The following is a 16,009-nucleotide window of genomic DNA, read 5'->3' as shown; positions in this document are numbered from 1 at the left end:
CCGCCCGGTAAGAACTCAACCTCTAACTTGTTTTTCAGAAGTTGAATTTAGCCGCGAACTCCACCGTACGCTGCTGGTAGGTGGGCGTGCTGCTCGTGGAGGTAATGGTCCCAATCGTGGACGTGTTGCTGATGTTCGCGTTGGGAGTTCCAAAGTTGGGATGGTTGAAGACATTGAAGGAATCGGCACGCAACTGCACGCGATACCGCTCCTTGAAGACGATGTTCTTCTGCAGATTGATGTCCCAGTTCTGATACCGGGGTCCCCGCAGCATGTTATAGCCGGAGTTACCGTAAGCTCCACCGGGGATGCCGTTTGCATCCGTCGGTGCAGTAAAGGCCGCTGGATTGAACCACTGTGTTTTGTTCTTCGTTGTGGGATATAGAGAGGCGCCTGCAGCCCGGCTGGCACGGCCGCTGACCAGATTCGTCCACTTATTGCCGCTGCCATCGGTGTAGGTGCCCGGAGCCGTATAGGTTACCGAGAAGGGCTGGCCTGTCTGGAAGACCGAGATGCCGGAGACCTGCCATCCGCTCACGATCTTATCCACGACGTTGCCGGCTGTTCCCAGGAACGTCTTTCCTTTGCCAAAGGGCAGCAGATAGGAGTAGTTGACGGTGAGCGCCTGCGGCGTGATGCCACCGACGTTGCCGTAGGAGTCGTTCGGCGCCGATCCGGAAGGGTTCTGGAGATTCTCCGTACCGATCACGCGAGTCCACTGATACTCAGCGCCGAAGGAGACGCCATTGTGATACTGACGATGAGCGCCTACCTGCAGCGCGTTCATCGTGCTGTGGAAGATGGGAGCCATATTCAGGCTGATCGTCGAAAACGGCTGTACCAGGTTCAGGCTCTGTGCCGTCACCGAACCGTTCTTGATCAACACCGGCGTCGACGGCAGGTTGATGTTCGGAGCGTAGTTACCCGATCCGCCATAGTTGTTCTGCTTCAGGTTGTGCTGTCCGGCATAACCGACACGCACCGTCCAGTTACCGGCGAACTGATGTTCCAGGGCGAGGTTGTACTGTTCGGTGTAGGGTGTCGTCGTCGAAGCCTGCGCCAATACCGAAGGATTCGCCGCGAAGCTTCCGGTTCCGGAGAACGCATTCGACATCGAGAATGACGGCGTGGAACCCGAAGAGTTGTTGAAGGTCTGCGAGCCCGAGAACGGCAGGTTGGCAAACGGCGCCGTGGTGATATACGAAGCCGGCAGCAGGTTGTAGTAGATACCGAAGGCGCCGCGCAGCACCGTGTTCGGCCTTACCTCATACGCAAAGCCAAGACGTGGAGCGAAGTTCTTCTTGTTCTGGCCGAGATAGCTGAAGACATTGTTCGGCAGATTGGCTGTGCTCGAAAGCGTGATCGGAATGGAGGTCAGGAAGCTCGGGATAGCCGCCGACGGATACGAATTGCCGAAGACCACCACCTGCTTCAGGTTGGGGATATAGAGAGCAGTGTTGCGATAGAGGTTGTCGCTGAACAACTGCAGGTCATAGCGCAGGCCGGCGTTGATGGTCAGGTTCCGCAGGATCTTCCAGTCGTCCTGGATATAAGCCGCGTACTGGGCGGAGATATCGCGCTTTACATAGTCGTTCGGCACCGGCTTGATTGCCGTCACCGGATAGCCCAGCAGGAAGTCCGCAAAAGCATTGCCCGAGTACTGGCCCGTGAAACGGAAGGAACCACGCTGCGGACTCGTCGCTGAGATGTTCCAGTGGTTGTCATACAGATACGAGAAACCGCCCTTGATGGTGTGGCTCCCCGCGATCTTGGTCAACGATGTACCGATCTGGCCAACCTGCTCCAGATCCTTCGATCCAGATTCGCTGACGCCCTGGATGTTGGTGATGGTGATCTGCGGCGCACCCTGAATCAGACCCGTTCCCAGACCAGGAATGATGCTGGAGAAGTCGGTCTTGTAGTTCTGCGGTGTGCGGTAGATGGGCAGATGGAAGAACGAGCCGTAGGTATCGAGCAGCAGGTTGGGAGAGAACACGTGCGTCCATCCCAGGATGATGTTCATGTTGTGCTCGCCATCCTGTGCGTTACCACCCTGCAGGCTGGTGGATCCGTTGGTCGGGCTTGGGCCATAGAACGCACGCAGGAAGGTAAAGCGGAGCTGATCGTTGGCCGTGAGCTGGTGATCCAGGCGAACCGAAACGCGGCTTGCTGTAGAGGTCGTCTGCACCTGCTCATAGGTGTTGACGCCCGTACCCGAGGTCGTCGGATTCGGATAGAGCAGGCTCAGCAGCTTCAGCGAAACAGCATTCTGATTCGCCGTCGGAATGGTCTTATTCGCAAAGGCCGTTCCAGTCGACGGGTTAGTGATGTTGCCGGAAAACTCCGTGAAGACACCCTGCCGCATCAGCGCCGTCGGCTGCTGCGTGTTATCGGAGTACGACTGTGTCAGGCGGAAGCCTTCGTACGCAACAAAGAAGAAGCTCTTGTTGCGGCCGTTATAGACATGAGGGATCAGGATCGGGCCCGAAAGGTTTGCACCGAACTCGTTGCGCTGATACGGCGGCCGCGGATTCGCGCCGCTGAAGTACGCCTTGGCGCCCATGCCCTTGGAGCGGTTGTACTCGAGCGCACCGCCATGGAACTGGTTGGCGCCGCTGGCGGAGACCACGATCAGAGCTGCGGGCTGGCCGAACTCAGCAGGTGCGCCGTTGGAGAGCACCTTGAACTGCGAGATGGCGTCGAGCGACGGTACCTCAGGTTCGGCGCGCTGCAGCGTCACCTCCTGATTGGTAACGCCGTCCAGAGTGGAGGTGAGTCCACCGTAGGAGCTACGAGAGCCGGTACCGGCTGCAAAGGTAATGCCGCGGGTCGCAAGCTGGTCCTGCGCGCCAACACCCTGAATACCAGGCGCGAGCGAGATCAGTCCCATCAACCCAAGGCGGCCGTTCAGCGGCGTGTTCTGGATCGCCTGGCTCTCCACCACAGTGCCGATCGATGAGTCCTGCGTCTGGATGGTGTTGCCGGCGCCGGTCACTTCGACCGTCTGCGTGACCTCGCCATTGGGGAGGACGGGGCTAAGCTGAATCGTCTGGTCGATGGCCAGCGTGATTCCCACCTGACGGAAGGTCTGGAATCCGGCGTGGTCAACCTGGACGGTGTAGTGCCCGGGGGCGAGCTGGGTGACGGTGAAGCTTCCGGTATCGGAGGTGGTGACTTTGCGGATCGTGTTGGTCTCGGTCTGTGTAACGGTTACGGTCGCGTCTGCAATGGTTGCGCCGCTGGCGTCCGCCACATTTCCGGCGATCGTTCCCGTAATACCTTGTGCAAGCAGATGCTCTCCACTCAGGAATGCCAGACTCAGCGCAAAACACAGACCCAACGGGGCAAGTACTATGCGCCCGAGACTCTGCTTAATTGGATTTATCTTTTTTTCGTTCATTTCTTACGGCCTCCATGTCTGCCGCAAACTACAGCAGACGAGTGTCGGGAGTATCGAAGGCGCAAAAAATGATTGGCAAAGTATTTAACTGTGATAGCCGGGTTTCACCGTGAATACGGCCGTAAGCCATTCAAAAATAAATCGCTTACCTTTCACGTGAAGTGCGCGAGTGCACGGCTTGATGAAGGGCTCGAAAGGCAAATGAAGAGCTTTTTTGCTTCCTTTCTAGACCGCTAATATTCGTTGCATGCAGCACAACCAGATCGCACCGAAGGTGCGATTGTCTTGCTTAAGGTGACGGCTGAAGCCCTTCCCCTTAAGCGCTACATTCGCGCTACGCGCGAACAGATGTCGAACGGACTGGGAAGCCCGAGCTCCCTACAGAATGTGATAGCAGACGATCGTGCGCTGGTAGGAATTACCGTTCAGGTTCTGCGCCGAGAGCAAAATCTCAAAGTGAGGCAACGCGCCACCCTTATCCAGCGTGTGAAGGAAGGTAATAAACCGCGGACTCAGAAGAAACTCGGACGCTGTCTCCGTCCCTGCCTTGCTGGTTCCACCGATCAGCAGCGAGGAGCTCTCACCATCCAGACTTGGAAGATAGGAGATCACTCCGTAAGCCAGGTGGTCGGCGCTGTCGGCAGCCTCGTCGTAACGCGCTTTCTCGCCCTGTCCGGGATTGCGGTTCTCCACCAGATTGGTATGAGTCTTCGAGTCGTAGCCCACGCGGAAGCGCCCGGCAGAGGAGAAGAGATCGACCCACGGGTTGGCGCGTGTGCTGCCAATCAGGATGACGTTATTCTGCTTCAGCTCGCTTACGCTGACGTCCCGCGCAAAACGGACCTGCGTCTTGCTGTGGTCAACCTCAGGCAGACGCTCCAGCGCCGAGACCAGTCTCAGGTCCACCACGTTCGTATATTGACTCGTCAGCAGCTGGTTCCATATCCGGGTCATTTCGGGCGGAGGAACGGTGCTGCGGTACTTCCGGTTCATGTAGTCCGACAACGTAATCTCGTTGCCGATCAGCTCATCCATCAGCACCAGGCTGCTATCGGCAGGAACAAGAATGATCGTCCGCTGCGAATCGAAGATGCTGGCCCAGAAGCGAACCTCCACAGGAACTCCGGCGTGCCGGTGCTCCTCTCCCCGAAGCCACCAGCCGATGCCCAGCGCCAGGCATACGACGGCGCCGATCCCCGCCGCAACATAGATCCAGAAGAACGATCTCTTTGGAGGCGGTTCAGACGATTCCTTGTCGCTGGGAGTAGACGCCGTGTAACCGATGTGGGATACAAGAGTCGCAACCGTCTGTACCGTTTCAGCAGGAAGCTCGCGCAGGTGAAACTCAGGGACGTAGCTTCCTTTGGGAATGGTGAGGACAATGGGCTCGTCCTTCCCTTCGGTCGCAAAGTACTCCTGCAAACGGATGCGCAGGAAACGCGCCTGGGAGCGGACGATCGAGTCCTCCCCCATGTGGTATCCCTCATTCCGGCCGAAGACCTCCGTGCCGATACGCTGCTCGTTAATCGAATCGGCCTTCCCCATCTGCTGCTGCTCGCAGATGAACTGGAGGAAGGTCGCGAGCTTGCGCGACTTGCGAAAGAGTGCGGAAGAGAGGATACGGGAGACAAGAAGCCGCTGCTGTTCTAGAGACGGAGGGTCGGAAACAGGCTTCGCGGTAGACATACCTACTCCCCTCAATGCCTTATTCACCTGCAATTCACCGTGAAATTAGCGGACATCCGTGAACGCGTTTGGCCAAAGGCAAGAGGCGACAGATACATTGTAACGAGATTGACGGACGCTGGCGACGCTTTGTGTACACGCACGGTACGGTCCGTTACCGAAAATCCTGTTGGAAGAGTTACGGATGACGCTTTCCTCCTCCATGCCCCGTCCCGAAGTCAGTAGCGAGAGCCAGGCCCCCTCTTCCTCCCCCCGGCTCACCTCCCTTGATGTCCTGCGCGGACTCACCATCGCCCTGATGATCATGGTGAACACCAGCGGCGACGGAGCGCACACCTTCCCCTTCCTCTCCCATGCCCCCTGGAACGGCTGCACCCTGGCCGACGTCGTCTTCCCCTGCTTTCTGTTCATGGTGGGCATCTCCATCGTCTTCTCCCTCCGCGGCAAGCTACGGAAAGGCGTCGCGTCGTCGACGATCATTCTGCAGGCCGCGAAGCGAACGCTGGTTCTGTTTGCCCTCGGGCTGGCCGTAAGCTCGTTCCCGCATTACGCCTGGCACACCTTCCGGGTCTTCGGTGTGCTGCAGCGGATCGCCATCTGCTTCTTCATTGCCACGCTCCTCTACCTCAAGGCGAAGCCGCGGACGCTGGTTGTGGTGACAGTCTCGATCCTGCTTGGCTACTGGATCCTGCTCCGCTGGGTCCCCGTTCCCGGCTTTGGCATGCCGGGCGTCGACGTACCCTTCCTCGATCCGGTCGGCAACTTCCCGGCATGGCTCGATCGTCACCTGCTGCCCGCCAGCCATCTTTACCGGGCAGACTTCTACGACCCGGAGGGCCTGCTCAGCTCCGTTCCCTCGCTCGCTACCGCCCTGCTCGGTGTGCTGACCGGCATCTGGATCACCCGTAACGGAGTAACCTCCGCCACCGCACGCGGCCTGCTGACCGCCTCAGTCTCCTTTTTGGCGCTGAGCGGCGTGTGGAGCATCTGGTTCCCGCTGAACAAACGGCTCTGGACCAGCTCATTCGTGCTCTTCAACGCTGGCCTTAGTCTGCTGGCCCTGTGGTTCTTCTTCCAGATCATCGACCTCCGCCCCGGAAAGAAGCGCTTTATCGAACCGGCACTGGTCTTCGGCACCAACTCGCTGGCGGTCTATGCCTTCTCAGAGTTCTTCGCCGGAACCCTGGACGCCATCCGCCTGCCCGGCCGTCACCAGACCGTGCAACAGTGGCTCTTCCACCCGCTCACGCTGGTCTTCCCGAACCTCTACATCGCGGCACTGGCCTACGCCCTTCTGTTTGTCGGCGTCTGCTACCTGCCCATGCTGCTGCTCTACCGCAAGCAAATCTTCATCAAGATCTGACGGCCAGTGCGAGCCACCACCCATTGCTACCCATACACTGGGTGCCCCATCCATCGCATCGCGATGGGTGGGATTGTTCGAGCTGCCTGGAACCGCCTTTCGTTGAAGCTATGGAAGCCGCGACAGGGCAGAAAACATCTATTCGCCTGCATCCAAACACTAACGGAGGCAGACAGATGGCAAATGTTATTGAGATGGAAACGGGCGTTTCACGAGAGCCAAAATTTGGGCTACTCGAAAAAGAGCAACTGGCCGCTCAAATGATCGCAGTACTCGATGCCCACTTTAAGCGGCCAGATTATGAAGAGAAGCTGGCGATCCTAGAAACGGCTCGCCAGCAAATTGAAGCTATGCGACTTCTGTAGCAACGATTTTGTGTCCGGCAAGCTGTGCCTGCATTTCGATACCGGCCTTGAAGCCTTCTTCGTTCTGCCAGCTAACGATAACGTTGTTGTTTAGCATCGTGCCGCCGGGACGGGCTGGGTTTGCGGGCAACTGCTGGATATGCTGAGGGTTGAAGAAAAGCTTCCCTTCATTACGGATCTTCGCTTCAAGAACCACCACTAACTGCTTGTCGTCCAGCCCATTGAGAGTTACGGAACCGCTAGTCATAGAAACTCCTTTTAATTTCTCACTTAAGGGTTTAAAATGGCGGTAGGTAGCGGAATCGAACCACAGTCCCTCGCGAGGATTTTCACGGTTTATAAAGCCGCTAGGCTCACCAGAGCCATACCTACCGCAATACAAGCTAGCCCACCACGACCCGAACTGCCGCCCCCTCGACAAGGATTAGCAGTTCGGGTCTTAGTGCATCTGCCCGCCGTCGCGGTGAGCAGAACGGCGACGGGCGGAACATCTTCTTATAGGCATCTTGACCCTCCTTTGCGACCCACTTTTATGGCAGAGTCGCAATCAAATCTTTCGCTAGGGAATCGGCACGCGCCACTCCCTGATTCGTGAGCCTGTACCGGCTTCCTTTTCCTATTCCAATCTTCATAACCAGACCCTCTTTGGTCAGTTTGTCGATGAATCGATCCACACGATCCGGTCTGTAGCCAGATTGCTCAAGGCCGTCCTTCACCTCGGCCCCAGTGATGGAATCGTTGTTGCGAAAATGGCGCTGCCCAAGCATCGTCAAAAGAGTCGCATCGAGAATACTGCCAGGAAGTGCGGTTAAAGAAATTACGCGATTCTCTACCCGGAAAATTTTATCCAAGCTTACCGATTCCTGATCACCAATAAGTTGTTGATTCGAAATATTATTTCGAATCAATTCAAGGGGAGGAGCGACGGTCTGTGCTGGTATGCACGAAATCATCTCCTTAAAAGAGGCGAACTGCTCCTTGACAATCTCGGGAGATCCTTCCGCTTCAAACTCGTGATTTCCAATTTTTACCTTGATTCGATAGGTATCCATCACGTCGCCTCCATGGGGATGTACACATGGTAACGTTTAATAATTATGTGTCAACCGTAAATGTCACATATGCGCAAAATCTTAGGGACTGAGTATATGGTGCCGCATTCAAAGACTGGATTTCCTGCTGACTACCGTGCGAAAGGCAGCTAACGGTGCCCGCTGTTCCATTTAGCGGAGAAGTAGGTTCCCATCGTGCGGAGCGATCAACATCTTCACAGAAGTTCTTATTGCCTCTTTCTCTCCCTCTCCTATAAATTCGTAGCCCTACTTGAAATTCGAAATATACATTCGAATTTCAAACCTCAGGGAGACGATGCAAAAGAAGGCAAAACCCCGCACCTACCACGCTCATCGTGAGCGTCAGCGCCGCCGGATTCTGGATGCGGCCCAGTCCCTGTTTATTGAACAGGGCATCGAGCGGGTCACCATGGCCGAGATCACGCTGGCCAGCGGCCTTCAGCCTTCCACCATGTATCAGTACTTCTCCAGCAAGGACGACATCGCCTGGGAGCTCGTCAGCGAGTTGCTGTGCGGGGCTGCTACCCAGGTGAAGAAGCGCATCGAAGGCGCGCCCAATGCGCTCGCCGTGATCACCGCGTTCCTGGAGTTCATGGCCGACGAGCTCTCCGGCAACCAGGCAGCGGTTCGCTTTCTGGCGGAGTTCGATGCCAGGTATGCGCATGACTGGCCGGTGGACCGGCTTCTCACGCTTGAAACGCAGATCGATCCCCAGCCATTCCGGTTCTTCACGGAACTGATCCGCAATGGCATTGCCGACGGCTCACTGCGCGCCGATCTTGATCCGGAGCTGACGATGCACGCCGTGATGAACGCGGTCATCGGAGCGCAGCGCAGGCTGGCGTCTCTCGGCAGAAAGGTCGAGATCGAGTACGGGCAGCCCATCGATCGCCTGTTCCGGGAGACGCTTCGCATTCTCCTGCTCGGGTTACGCGCCCCAGAAGCTCCAGCCAAAGAATCCTCGAATACACGGAAACGCATCGCCAGAAAGAGGTCGTCATGAATCCCCCGTTCCGCTGCCAGATCGGTCTTGCGGCTATCCTTACCGTCCTTCTCTCCGCGACAGCCGGCGCCGTAACTCCAAAGGCGCCCCGTCAGGATCTCGCTGCCGATGCGGGCTGGAAGTTCCAGCTTGGCGATGCCGCCGGCGCGGAGAATCCAACCTTCGCCGACTCTTCCTGGCGCACCGTCGATCTGCCCCATGACTGGAGCATCGAAAGCAAGCCGGACAAGGACAATCCCAGCGGTACAGGTGGCGGCTTCTTCCCCAACGGAGTCGGCTGGTATCGCAAGACCTTCACCGCGCCTCGAAAGTGGAACGGCAAACGCGTGACAGTTCAGTTCGACGGCGTCTACCGCGATGCCACGGTCTATCTGAACGGCCACAAGCTCGGGACACATCCCTACGGCTACACCTCCTTCACCTTCGACCTCACGCCCGACCTGAAGCTCTCCGGGACGAACGTACTGGCCGTACGGGTCGACAACTCAGCAGAGCCAAACAGCCGCTGGTACAGCGGATCGGGAATCTACCGCCATGTTCACGTCATCGTGACTGAGCCGACGCATGTGGCACATTGGGGTGTCTTTGTGACGACACCGGAGGTCTCGACCACCTCTGCCAAAGTCTCCGTCAAAACACACGTCTCGAATGAATCCTCCACGACCGCCGGACTCACCGTCGAAACCACGTTGTTCGACAAGACCAACAAAACCGTCGGTACGGCACACTCCAGCCTGAACCTCGCCTCCAGTAAAGAGGACGAGACAGCGCAGGAGATTGCCGTAGCCAACCCTGCGCTATGGACACCCGAGATACCCACGCTCTACCGCGCCGTCTCCACGATTCGCAAGGACGGCAAGATCGTCGATCAGGTCACGACCTCCTTCGGCATTCGCTCCCTCACGTGGTCGGCGGAGAAGGGCCTGCTGCTCAATGGCAAATCCATCAAACTCACCGGCGGCAGTGTGCATCATGACAACGGTCCGCTGGGTGCCGCCGCCTTCGATCGCGCGGAGGAGCGCAGGGTTCAACTCATGAAGGCCGCTGGGATGAATGCGGTGCGCACAGCTCATAACCCTCCGTCGCCTGCGTTTCTCGATGCATGCGATCGTCTCGGCCTCCTGGTGCTGGATGAGCCCTTCGACGTGTGGCAGGCGCATAAGGTCAAGTTCGATTACGGCAGCAACTTCGATGAATGGTGGAAGCAGGACATCTCGTCCATGGTGCTTCGCGACCGCAATCATCCCTCGATCGTGATCTGGGGCATTGGCAACGAGATTCCGGAACTCGAGGTAGATAGGGGAGGTCCACTCGCCAAACAGCTTGCAGAGCAAGTCCGTGCGCTCGACAACACCCGCCCGCTCACACTCGCATTTCCCGGCACCACCACCATGCCCACGGCACAGGCCGTGTTCTCGCAACTCGACATCACCGGCTACAACTACAACCTAATTCCTACCTACGCCAAAGACCACGAACAGCTACCCTCGCGCCTGATGTTGACCACAGAGTCGTGGCCGGCGAAGGCATTTCCGCTATGGGCAATCACACACGACAATCCCTACGTTCTCGGCGACCTCACATGGACCGCCATGGACTACCTAGGCGAATCAGGCATCGGTGCGTGGCAGTATGGCACTCCCGAACAGGCGAAGATGGCCGAGCAGGCGGGCGGCATGATGGCGAACACCGGCATGGTCGACCAGCTCTTCGCCGGAATGGCGAAGGGCGTGGACGTGATGGCCGAGATGGCCAAAGGTTCGTCCGACCCAATGGCGAAGGCAGCCATGCAGTTCTTCTTTCATCCGTACCCATGGCACGCCGCAGTCTGCGGCGACCTTGATCTGACCGGCTTCCGTAAGCCGCAGTCCTACTATCGCGACATCCTGTGGAATGGCGGCGATCGCGTCTACGCCACCGTTCGTCTGCCGGAACCGGAAGGCAAGAAGATCATCGCCATCATGTGGGCCACCTATCCCACGCTTCCCGCATGGAGCTGGCCGGGCCAGGAAGGCAAAGAGATGCAGGTTGAGGTGTACTCCGGCGCGGAGAAGGTGCGGTTGTTCCTGAACGACAAACTCATCGGAGAAAAACCAACAGGACGCGAACAGGAGTTCAAGGCGGTCTTCTCCGTACCCTATGCCCCGGGCACGCTGAAGGCCGTGGGTGTGCGCGGTGACCGCGAAGTTACCCAAAGCATCCTCACCACCGCAGGCAATGCAACCAAACTACGACTGACGGCAGACCGAACCGTACTGCGGGCCGATGGAGAAGACCTCTCGTTTGTGACAGTAGAAGCGGTTGACGATCAGGGACATTTCCAGCCCCATGCTGAACAGGAAGTCCAGTTCTCCATCAGCGGCCCCGGCTCCATTGCCGCCGTTGGAAACGGAGACGGACAGGACGCAGACTCATATCACGCTGAACGGAGGAAGCTGTACCAGGGCCGGGCCCTGGTAGTGATTCGAACCTCCAGAAAAGCAGGAGCCATCAAGCTGACCGCTGCGAGCGCCGGATTGACTGATAGCACTGCAATGATTGACGCAAAGACCATCCCAGCGCAGGCCGAGCTGCAATAGAAGGCATCGAAAAATTCACTCGAGCTGAGATAACGCAACATAACTGAAACCGGGTGGGAGCAACGGGCTTCACAGTTTTTCCGCAAACTGTGAAGCCGTCCTCTTAAGTGGGATACCCGGCAACAGGGGAAATGCTCTACCCCACCCGCTTCACCTTCGACAGATTCACCAGCGCCACCGCCGCCAGAATCACAAACATCCCGGTCCACTCATACACGCCCATCCCCTCATGCAGCAGCCAGATCCCAAGGATCGATGCCACAATCGGGTTTACATACGCATATGTCGCCACCTTCGCCACCGAGACGTGATGCAGCAGCCACACATACGCCGTAAACCCGATCAAGGCACCGAAGACCGTCAGATACGCCAGCCCCAAGACTGCGGGCCGCGTCCACCGCGCCTCTGCCCATGAGCCCATCGCCGTAGCGATCACCAGGTTCAATCCACCACCAAGCAACAGTTGCCAGCCGGCCAGCACCATAGGATCGCGCTGCATCTTGAACCGCTTCGACATCACCGAGCCAATCGCCCAGCTCAACGCCGCACCCAGCAAGAGAACACTGCCGAAGACCTTACCCGTACCGCTGAACGAGATGTGACGGACCGTCGGCCACAGCAGCGTCATCAGGCCGCCGAATCCAAGGAAGAGTCCTGCCCAACCACGCCTGGTAAGTCCGTCACCGCCGGGGACAAGCGAATCCAGCAGAGCGATAAAGATCGGAATCGCAGCCAGCACCATCGCGGCAAAGCCGGAGTCCACCGTCTTCTCTGCCCACACCAGCAGGCAGTTATTACCCACCAGCATGAACGCGCCCAGAATCGTGCAGCGCAAGATCTCACCCGAGGTAATGCGGATCGATTGCCGGTTGAAGAAGCACAGCAGAAAGATGAACGGAGCCGACAGGAAGTACCGCAGGCCGCTGATGATCGGCGGCGCCAGATCGATCACCGCATAGTGAATCGCCAGAAACGTCGATCCCCAGATCAGATAAATGCAGGCAAAACACAGGATGATCTGTGCCATGAATTTCCGGGAGGTATGCATCGGCGGTACCTTATGATTTCACACGATGCCCGGACTTCAACAACATACGTTGCTCTGGCTGGAACAGCTTGCCTCGATGCTGGGCCGTCGACCCTCGCAACCGAAGCATCTGCGTGTCGGTGAGCGTGGTGAAGACGCCGCCTTCTGGCATCTGCGACGGCACGGTTACACGGTTGTAGCCCGGCGATGGCGCTGGGCCGGTGTTCCCGGCGGCGACGTAGACATCATCGCCTGGCACGGGCCAACACTCTGCTTCATCGAGGTGAAGACACGCAGCAAGCGCGACCTGGTACCGGCGGAGTTCGCTGTCGATGACCCCAAGCAACGAATGCTGCGCCGCCTGGCATCGGCCTACGTACGGCATTTCCCGGACAAAGTACGCGACAGCATCGTCATCCGCTTCGACGTGGTCTCGGTGTACCTTAACGAAACCGCCTGTGAGCTGATGGAAGGAGCCTTCTGACATGTCCGCGTACACGCAACCCACCGACGTCATGCTGCTACAGCCCGAGAGGCTGGCCGACGATCTTGCCCAGGCTCTCGACAGCGCCCTGCCGCTTCTGCGCCAGATAACTGACCTGGAGTCGCAACAGCCGCGTGAGTCAGGGAAGTGGTCGCCACGGCAGATCATCGGGCACCTGATCGACTCCGCCTGCAACAACCACCAACGCTTCGTCCGCCTGCAGATCGATCGCGAGATCCATCTTCCCGGCTACAAGCAGGCCGAATGGGTCGCCGTGCAGCATTATGCGGAACGCCCGTGGAAAGATCTCCTGAATCTCTGGGAAGGGCTCAACCGTCATCTCGTCCACGTCATCGCGCATACCCAGAAGCCGCACCTCGCCCATGAGTGGATCACGCCGGACCGGGCCTGGACCCTCGGCTTCCTGATCGAGGACTACATCGCCCACATGGGCCACCATCTCCTGCAGATTCTTCCAGAGTGAACAAATTTACCTCCGCGGGTGTCTAATCTAGTGAGAGCGAAAGGGATTTGAGCATGAGCGGATTGATGGATGCACCGGTCTACGATGAGCAGAGAGAAAGGCGCAAGACAGCCCTGCTGATTGCAGCAGGAGTGCTGGTAGTGCTGCTGGCCATCCTCTTTGTTGCCGGCTTCATCGCCGGACACGGCTGGTTCTTCACCAATCTCCCCGCCGAGCACAAGGTCGATCGCTTTTTGACCGCGATCGAGAAAAAAGACTTCGACACCGCCTACGGCGTCTACGTCAACGACGACAACTGGAAGGCGAATCCCGGCAAATACACCGGCTATCCCGTGAAGCGGTTCACCGAAGACTGGACACAGTACTCGCCCGTAGGCGAGATCCACAGCCACCACGTAGACATCTCCCGCACCGACGGAGAAGGCTTCTGGGGATCAGGCACTATCGTCGGCTCGACCATCAACGGCAAGAAGCGGCTCTTCCTCTGGGTCCAGCGCAGCGACGGCACACTGACCTACCCCACCCCACACATCATCCAGTACTAGACAAGCCCATACACCGGAATCTGAAATAACCGATACACCGGGTGCCCCATCCATCGCCACGCGATGAGTGGGATGTACACCGGGTGCCCCACATACGCGAAGCTTATGTGGGTGTATCGAGAGCGAGCTCGATAGGCTTTTTTGTCATTTCGTAGCGGCAGCGGAGAAATCTGCTTCTCTACCCAATTACCTTTCGGTGCCGAACAGGGAAGCCACCTATCTCTTCTCCCACTCCATCACCACATACCAGGGAACCCGCCGATACTTATCGGCCTTCGCCGAACAATCCTCCACCGGGGCCGGCTCATCGAAATGCGTCAGCACCAGACTTTGTGCGAGAAACGCCCGCATATAGTCTGATAACGGCCGATGCCAGTTGATCACCTTGATTCCCCGCCAGCTCTCCTTGTTGCCCCGAGATTCCAGATAACGATCGATAGTGAAGTGTTTCGCACGGCCCAGCAGGTCGTACTCCCATCCATTACCGGCACGCGCCGTTGAGAAGCTGGTGAGATTGGCCACCAGCAACCGACCGCCTACAGCCAGCACACGCGCCATCTCCGCAATGGCCGCCTCGTAGGCTTCGATATCCACCAGGCTCACATAGCTGATGACCAGATCGAAAGCGCCATCCGCAAACGGCGTCTGTTCCGCTGCCGCCTTGAGATAGCTGCCTGCCGGATCGCACAGACGTGCATGCTGTAGCAACGCTTCTGTCGGATCGATACCGGTGGTGGCAATACCCATCTCCTGCAGCCTGCGGCAGAAGCGGCCCTCGCCACAACCAACATCCAAAGCAGAGCGAAAGCCGCCCGCACGTACACGCGCCAGCATTGCCTCATCCAGAAATGTCCGACGGCCCCAGTCGCCCTGCTCACCCATATCGGCGATCCAGGCCTGGGCCGAGCGGTCCCACCCGTTGTCTTGCATGGCAGTTCACCTTGCGGAACGGCAAGGATACCAGCCCCCATTCGGAACCACTTTTTCCACACTCCGAACTTTTCCCCGTTTCTCGCTCTGGACACACCCCTCGTGGCAATTACAATTGACGACAGCGAATGACGATTGGCAAGCCGCATTTGGGTCCCTGAGTCCCTGGCTTCCGACTCAGTACCGCGCAACCCTACAGTTGGAGATCAGTTAATTTGCCCCTGTACATGCCTGCGCCTCTTCGGTCCCTCGTCTCGGCTCGCAAACTGACGGCCCTCGCCGCCATCACTCTTCTAGGCATCTCGACTCCATTTGCAAACGCCGGCAAAGCGGCGTCTCATCGGCATCCGCGCCTTCACGCCCTGGCGCATGCCTTTGCCAATGTGGCTCTGCCGGGAGTCGGCCTTCTTCCCGATGAAGAAGACGACGTTCCTACCGACGGCCAGAAGTATGAGCTGAAGCTCGCCCATCCCTACACCGGCGAGATGATCAACGTGGTCTATCGCATCGGCGATACCTACATTCCCGAAGCGCTCGACCAGCTGAACCACTTCCTGTGCGACAGCCACAACCAGCAGGTCACGCCCATCGATCCCCGCACCTTCGACGTGCTGCACACCATGCTGGCCAAGCTGAACAAGCCCGATGGCGTCATCGACATCCTCTCCGGCTACCGCTCGAAAGAGACCAACGACGCACTGCGCGCCAGCGGCACCACCAACGCCGCCGAACATTCGCAGCACATTGAGGCCAAGGCGATCGACCTCCGCGTTTCGGGTGTCTCCGCAAAGCTGCTGCGCGATGCAGCACTGTCGCTCGAAGCGGGTGGCGTAGGCTACTATCCCCGCTCCCAGTTCGTGCACGTCGATGTAGGCCCAACCCGCCAGTGGACCTATACCGCTTCACACGCACGCCGCAGACACTCGCGTAGAACGAAACGCTCGTAAAACACCATCGAGTAACACATCCTCATCCCCGATGAGCCGAGCTTGCTATACTCCGCTCATCGGGAGGTCTTCATGACAGTTCCGCATGTTCCACATGTTGCACATGCCATGATCTTGGCTGTT

At 58.1% G+C, this 16,009-nt stretch carries 14 protein-coding genes; 8 read left to right on the top strand and 6 right to left on the bottom strand.

Annotated elements, in window-relative coordinates:
- Window positions 1–34: 34 nt before the first annotated feature.
- Together FTW19_RS04215 and FTW19_RS04210 are read right to left on the bottom strand one after the other, a co-directional pair.
- Window positions 35–3,400: a TonB-dependent receptor gene (locus FTW19_RS04215; RefSeq protein ID WP_147646478.1), complete on the bottom strand. Its 3,366-nt coding sequence runs from the start codon at window positions 3,398–3,400 to the stop codon at window positions 35–37.
- Window positions 3,401–3,778: 378 nt separating this feature from the next.
- On the bottom strand, window positions 3,779–5,086 hold the full coding sequence (locus FTW19_RS04210) for a hypothetical protein (RefSeq protein WP_147646477.1): 1,308 nt from the start codon (window positions 5,084–5,086) through the stop codon (window positions 3,779–3,781).
- A 184-nt stretch (window positions 5,087–5,270) separates the two neighbouring features.
- Here FTW19_RS04210 and FTW19_RS04205 point away from each other — a divergent pair, with 184 nt between their 5' ends.
- Window positions 5,271–6,449 carry an acyltransferase family protein gene (locus FTW19_RS04205; RefSeq protein ID WP_147646476.1) on the top strand — a complete coding sequence of 393 codons (1,179 nt, stop codon included), beginning with the start codon at window positions 5,271–5,273 and terminating at the stop codon, window positions 6,447–6,449.
- A 110-nt stretch (window positions 6,450–6,559) separates the two neighbouring features.
- A complete protein-coding gene (locus tag FTW19_RS04200; protein WP_147646475.1) occupies window positions 6,560–6,814 on the top strand; it encodes a hypothetical protein in 255 nt (84 codons plus the stop codon).
- On the opposite strand, the gene FTW19_RS04195 is transcribed toward FTW19_RS04200, so the two are convergent.
- On the bottom strand, window positions 6,798–7,061 hold the full coding sequence (locus FTW19_RS04195) for a hypothetical protein (RefSeq protein WP_147646474.1): 264 nt from the start codon (window positions 7,059–7,061) through the stop codon (window positions 6,798–6,800). The genes FTW19_RS04200 and FTW19_RS04195 overlap by 17 nt on opposite strands.
- A 283-nt stretch (window positions 7,062–7,344) precedes the next feature.
- On the bottom strand, window positions 7,345–7,866 hold the full coding sequence (locus tag FTW19_RS04190) for a hypothetical protein (protein ID WP_147646473.1): 522 nt from the start codon (window positions 7,864–7,866) through the stop codon (window positions 7,345–7,347).
- A gap of 316 nt (window positions 7,867–8,182) precedes the next feature.
- Here FTW19_RS04190 and FTW19_RS04185 point away from each other — a divergent pair, with 316 nt between their 5' ends.
- The gene (locus FTW19_RS04185) at window positions 8,183–8,890 is read left to right on the top strand and encodes a TetR/AcrR family transcriptional regulator (protein ID WP_147646472.1); all 708 of its coding nucleotides are present in this window, start codon (window positions 8,183–8,185) and stop codon (window positions 8,888–8,890) included.
- Window positions 8,887–11,469 (top strand): glycoside hydrolase family 2 TIM barrel-domain containing protein, encoded by a 2,583-nt coding sequence (locus tag FTW19_RS04180; protein WP_147646471.1) that lies wholly within the window; start codon window positions 8,887–8,889, stop codon window positions 11,467–11,469. Before FTW19_RS04185 ends, FTW19_RS04180 begins: the two co-directional genes overlap by 4 nt.
- A 136-nt stretch (window positions 11,470–11,605) precedes the next feature.
- Here FTW19_RS04180 and FTW19_RS04175 read toward each other — a convergent pair whose 3' ends face one another.
- The gene (locus FTW19_RS04175) at window positions 11,606–12,496 is read right to left on the bottom strand and encodes an EamA family transporter (protein WP_187143271.1); all 891 of its coding nucleotides are present in this window, start codon (window positions 12,494–12,496) and stop codon (window positions 11,606–11,608) included.
- Between the two features lie 46 nt (window positions 12,497–12,542).
- On the opposite strand from FTW19_RS04175, the gene FTW19_RS04170 reads away from it, so the two are divergent.
- From FTW19_RS04170 to FTW19_RS04160, 3 genes are read left to right on the top strand one after another with little or no spacing between them, the layout of a single operon-like run.
- A complete protein-coding gene (locus FTW19_RS04170; protein WP_147646469.1) occupies window positions 12,543–12,980 on the top strand; it encodes a YraN family protein in 438 nt (145 codons plus the stop codon).
- A 1-nt stretch (window position 12,981) separates the two neighbouring features.
- Window positions 12,982–13,464: a DinB family protein gene (locus FTW19_RS04165; protein ID WP_147646468.1), complete on the top strand. Its 483-nt coding sequence runs from the start codon at window positions 12,982–12,984 to the stop codon at window positions 13,462–13,464.
- Between the two features lie 53 nt (window positions 13,465–13,517).
- A complete protein-coding gene (locus tag FTW19_RS04160; RefSeq protein ID WP_147646467.1) occupies window positions 13,518–14,009 on the top strand; it encodes a hypothetical protein in 492 nt (163 codons plus the stop codon).
- Between the two features lie 216 nt (window positions 14,010–14,225).
- On the opposite strand, the gene FTW19_RS04155 is transcribed toward FTW19_RS04160, so the two are convergent.
- Window positions 14,226–14,939, bottom strand: coding sequence for a class I SAM-dependent methyltransferase (locus FTW19_RS04155; RefSeq protein ID WP_147646466.1), 714 nt, complete (start codon window positions 14,937–14,939; stop codon window positions 14,226–14,228).
- Between the two features lie 215 nt (window positions 14,940–15,154).
- On the opposite strand from FTW19_RS04155, the gene FTW19_RS04150 reads away from it, so the two are divergent.
- Complete coding sequence (locus FTW19_RS04150; protein ID WP_147646465.1) at window positions 15,155–15,886, top strand: YcbK family protein; 732 nt, start codon at window positions 15,155–15,157, stop codon at window positions 15,884–15,886.
- Window positions 15,887–16,009: the final 123 nt, after the last annotated feature.

Origin of the sequence: Terriglobus albidus, from assembly GCF_008000815.1 — a bacterium.
Lineage (GTDB): Bacteria > Acidobacteriota > Terriglobia > Terriglobales > Acidobacteriaceae > Terriglobus > Terriglobus albidus_A.
This window is presented reverse-complemented; position numbering and strand designations above follow the sequence as displayed.